This is a genomic window from Achromobacter sp. UBA5777, from assembly GCF_002418565.1.
In the GTDB taxonomy this organism is placed as follows: Bacteria; Pseudomonadota; Gammaproteobacteria; order Burkholderiales; family Burkholderiaceae_B; genus Achromobacter; species Achromobacter animicus.
Genome location: NZ_DIEJ01000311.1, coordinates 1 through 3,972, shown reverse-complemented (window position 1 = coordinate 3,972; position 3,972 = coordinate 1). Strand labels below are relative to the sequence as shown.

Genomic DNA, 3,972 nt, shown 5'->3' with positions numbered 1-3,972 from the left:
CTCCATGCCGGCCGGCACACAGGCATCGACGCCCGCGTCCAGCGCCGCCGCGCGCTCGGCCGCGGTGGCGCTGCCGTCCTGCCACACCACCCGGGCGCCAGGCGCGGCATAGCGCAAATGGCCGACAAGGTCGGCAATGCCGGCGCGCGGCCCCTGCAGCGCGAGCAGATCCGGCGCCTGGTCAGGCAGGTGTTCCTGCAGCGCGTCCACCGATGCGAAGACGCGGGTCTCCCATTGAAATTGACGCAGCACGGCGGCAAGACGCCACCCCGCCACATTCTCAGATGGCACGATGAACACGCTGCCCCGCTCCCACATGCGACCGCCTCAGAAGTTATCACCCTAGTGTTACTTATATCCACCAACGTGACAGACCTGCAAGCTTCAATCGCCCTGTGAAAACATTCTCAGACCGACTGAAGCATGCGCGTCTTCTTCGTGGCCACACGCAGAAGGCGCTCGCCCGTTTGGTGCGAATCTCCCAAAGTGCTATCGGCAGCTACGAAAGTGGTCTGCGGCATTCGAGCCGATCCGCGCGCAAGCTGGCGCAGGTGTTGAAGATCGAAGTCGAATGGCTGGAGACCGGCAAGGGTCCCATGGAACTTCCCCTGGAAGCCTACGACCTGAGCAACACCTTGCCAGTATCAGGCGTGTCCGACGCCGCGCCGCGCCCCGGCGGCCGGCCTCGCCCGTTGGCGCCGTGGCCCTACCCAAACATTTCTCCCTCGCAGTTCGAGTCGCTGACGGCTGACGAACGTTCAATGCTCGAAGCGTTGACCCAGACCTTCATCGAAACCACATTGCTTCGCCGCGGCGTCAAGCCGCGCGGGCGCAAGATCGGCTGATTGCGATACAAGCGGGGCGGTCGTCCACGCGGAACAAGTCATCTGGTCCCGTTTGGTGCACACGGTGAATGCGCCGCCCCATCCGGACAAATACGCGGCGCAAAAAAAACCGGCTACATGAGCCGGTTTTTTTGCGCGCCCTGAATCAGGGCTTGGCGGCGGGCGCCGGCGCGGGGGCCGTGCCACCTGCCGCGGGAGCGGCGTCGCCACGGATGCGGGCGGCGATCTCGGAAGCGGCTTGAGCCGAAGGCACGCCGAATGCCAGCACGCCGCGGTTGAGCGGTTCGCCGATCAACGGCGCGGCAACCAGTTCCTGATCGATCACCAGAGCCAGGACGCTGCCGACGTTGGCGGTGCTGACGGTGGTGAGCTTGCGCGTGCCGGCTTCAGAGAAACGCAGACCAACAAAGTTCTGGCCTTGGCGGTCCACCAGTGCGGCGGCATCGGTCAGGTCGGCGCGCGTGAGGACGGGCGTTTCCTGCAGATAGAGCTTGCCGTCCGGGAGGCTGACTTCACGCAGGCCGGCGCCGGGTTCGCGCTTGGCGAGATAGAAATCCACGCGCGCGGCGGTCGCGGGCGTGGCGGATTGCTGGCCCGCTTGAGGCGTGGTCGCGGCGTCGGACGTCTTAGTCGGGGCGGTCTTGCAACCCGCTAGCGCCAATGTCACGACAACGAGGGCGGGCGCCAAAGTGCGTAGGTTCAGTTGCATGCTCGATTCCTTCTTAAGTGGGCTGATGCCGAACGGTAAGACTCTAAGACTGTACACGCGGCGGGTGGAAAAAAGTGTACCGAACCTGCATGACGGTGTCTGCCTAGACTGAATCCAAATGTAAAGCAGTAATACCAGCCTGCTTGAAAAGCCCTATTTACGCGGCTTGCGGCATTCCCAACAGATTGATGAAGGCGCCAAGTCCGCTTGGCTCTATACTTCGCGTTCACGCAGGGGTACTCGTCCCGCTTCAGGGCGGCGACGTGTTGAGAGAGTCCCTTCGTACCAGTACGGATAATGCCGATGCTGGGAGCGTATTCCCGCCGCGCGTGTTCGCACGCCTGGACGGGAGTCCATCCCGATCGGCTCCAACCACTCGCTTGGAGCTTTCCATGAACGCCAATCCCAAATTCCTGGCCGCTACCGCCGAAGTCGACGCGGCGGCCGTCGCACCGCTGCCCAAATCCCGCCGCGTGTATGAAGTGGGCTCACGCCCCGACATCCGTGTGCCCTTCCGGGAAATCGAACAGGACGACACGCCGACGATGTTCGGCGGCGAGAAGAACCCGCCGCTGACGGTGTACGACTGTAGCGGTCCCTACACGGACCCCGACGCCAAGATCGATATCCGCCGCGGCCTGCCGGAACTGCGCCGCGCCTGGATCGAAGAGCGCGGCGATACGGAGCTGCTGTCCGGTCCCACCAGCGATTACGGGAAATCGCGTCTGACCGATCCCAAGCTGACGGCGATGCGCTTTGACCTGCAGCGCCCGCCGCGCCGCGCAACGTCAGGCGCGAACGTGTCGCAGATGCACTACGCGCGACGCGGCATCATCACGCCGGAAATGGAGTACGTGGCGATCCGCGAAAGCCTGCGCCGCGAGCACTACCTGCAGACGCTGCGCGACAGCGGTCCCGACGGCGAGAAGATGGTCAAGCGCCTGCTGCGCCAGCATCCGGGCCAATCGTTCGGCGCCTCGATTCCCGCCGCGATCACGCCGGAGTTCGTGCGCGCGGAAGTGGCACGCGGCCGGGCGATCATTCCGGCCAACATCAATCACCCGGAAGTGGAACCGATGGCAATCGGCCGCAATTTCCTGGTGAAGATCAACGCGAACATCGGTAATTCTGCGGTCAGCTCGGGCATCGGCGAGGAAGTGGAGAAGATGACGTGGGCGATCCGCTGGGGCGGCGACACGGTGATGGACCTGTCCACGGGCAAGCACATCCACGAAACCCGCGAGTGGATCATCCGCAATTCGCCGGTGCCGATCGGCACGGTGCCGATCTACCAGGCACTCGAGAAGGTGGACGGCAAGGCCGAGGACCTGACCTGGGAAATTTTCCGCGACACGCTGATCGAGCAGGCAGAGCAAGGCGTGGACTATTTCACGATCCATGCGGGCGTTCGTCTGCCGTTCATTCCGATGACGGCAGACCGGATGACGGGCATCGTGTCGCGCGGCGGCTCGATCATGGCGAAGTGGTGCCTGGCGCATCACAAGGAAAGCTTCCTGTACGAGCGCTTTGAAGAGATCTGCGAAATCATGAAGGCGTACGACGTGAGCTTTTCGCTGGGCGATGGCCTGCGCCCGGGCTCGGGCTACGACGCGAACGATGAGGCGCAGTTTGCCGAACTGAAGACGCTGGGCGAGCTGACGCAGGTGGCCTGGAAGCACGATGTGCAGGTGATGATCGAAGGCCCTGGGCATGTGCCGATGCAGATGATCAAGGAGAACATGGACCTGCAGCTGGAACACTGCCACGAGGCGCCGTTCTATACGCTGGGTCCGCTGACGACGGACATCGCGCCCGGGTACGACCACATCACGTCTGGCATTGGTGCGGCACTGATCGGGTGGTATGGCACGGCGATGCTTTGCTATGTGACGCCGAAGGAACACCTGGGACTGCCGAACAAGAAGGACGTGAAGGACGGCATCATCACGTACAAGATCGCGGCGCATGCGGCTGATCTTGCGAAGGGGCATCCGGGGGCTGCGATCCGCGACAACGCGCTATCTAAGGCGCGGTTCGAGTTCCGTTGGGATGATCAGTTCAACCTGGGGCTGGATCCGGATACGGCGAAGGAATTCCACGACGAGACGCTGCCGAAGGATTCGATGAAGGTGGCGCATTTCTGCTCGATGTGCGGGCCGCATTTTTGCAGCATGAAGATCACGCAGGACGTGCGGGATTATGCGGCGGCTCAGGGGGTCAGCGAGAAAGAAGCGCTGGCGAAGGGGATGCAGGAGAAGTCGGTGGAGTTTGTGCGGAAAGGAAGTGAGGTTTATCACCGGCAGTGAGTTGCTGGTGTGGCTTGCGGCTTGCGGCGGATCGGGTTCTTTAGACGCCCGGCGCGTCGTGGGCCTGGGGTGGGCGGGGCTCCGATTGCGGTCCGGAGCCTTCGCTCCGGAC

Annotated in this window: 3 protein-coding genes and 1 pseudogene; 2 read left to right on the top strand and 2 right to left on the bottom strand. The window is 63.4% G+C overall.

The window, feature by feature from the left end; translation table 11 throughout:
• Positions 1–252, bottom strand: a pseudogene (locus B3446_RS26835) (transcriptional regulator); the annotation flags it as partial.
• Positions 253–395: 143 nt separating this feature from the next.
• Between B3446_RS26835 and B3446_RS26830 the strand changes: the two are divergent.
• A complete protein-coding gene (locus B3446_RS26830) occupies positions 396–845 on the top strand; it encodes a helix-turn-helix transcriptional regulator (RefSeq protein ID WP_191578323.1) in 450 nt (149 codons plus the stop codon).
• 145 nt (positions 846–990) lie between these two features.
• Here the strand turns inward: B3446_RS26830 and B3446_RS26825 are convergent, their stop codons facing one another.
• Positions 991–1,554: a SecDF P1 head subdomain-containing protein gene (locus B3446_RS26825; protein ID WP_175122089.1), complete on the bottom strand. Its 564-nt coding sequence runs from the start codon at positions 1,552–1,554 to the stop codon at positions 991–993.
• Positions 1,555–1,946: 392 nt separating this feature from the next.
• Here B3446_RS26825 and thiC point away from each other — a divergent pair, with 392 nt between their 5' ends.
• Entirely contained in the window at positions 1,947–3,860 is a 1,914-nt protein-coding gene (thiC, locus tag B3446_RS26820; RefSeq protein WP_191578324.1) for a phosphomethylpyrimidine synthase ThiC, read from the top strand.
• Positions 3,861–3,972 lie beyond the last annotated feature (112 nt).

Coding starts and splice junctions, on each gene's coding strand:
- B3446_RS26825 (WP_175122089.1), bottom strand. CDS start 1,554: ATGCAACTGAACCTACGCACTTTGGCGCCCGCCCTCGTTGTCGTGACA.
- thiC (WP_191578324.1), top strand. CDS start 1,947: ATGAACGCCAATCCCAAATTCCTGGCCGCTACCGCCGAAGTCGACGCG.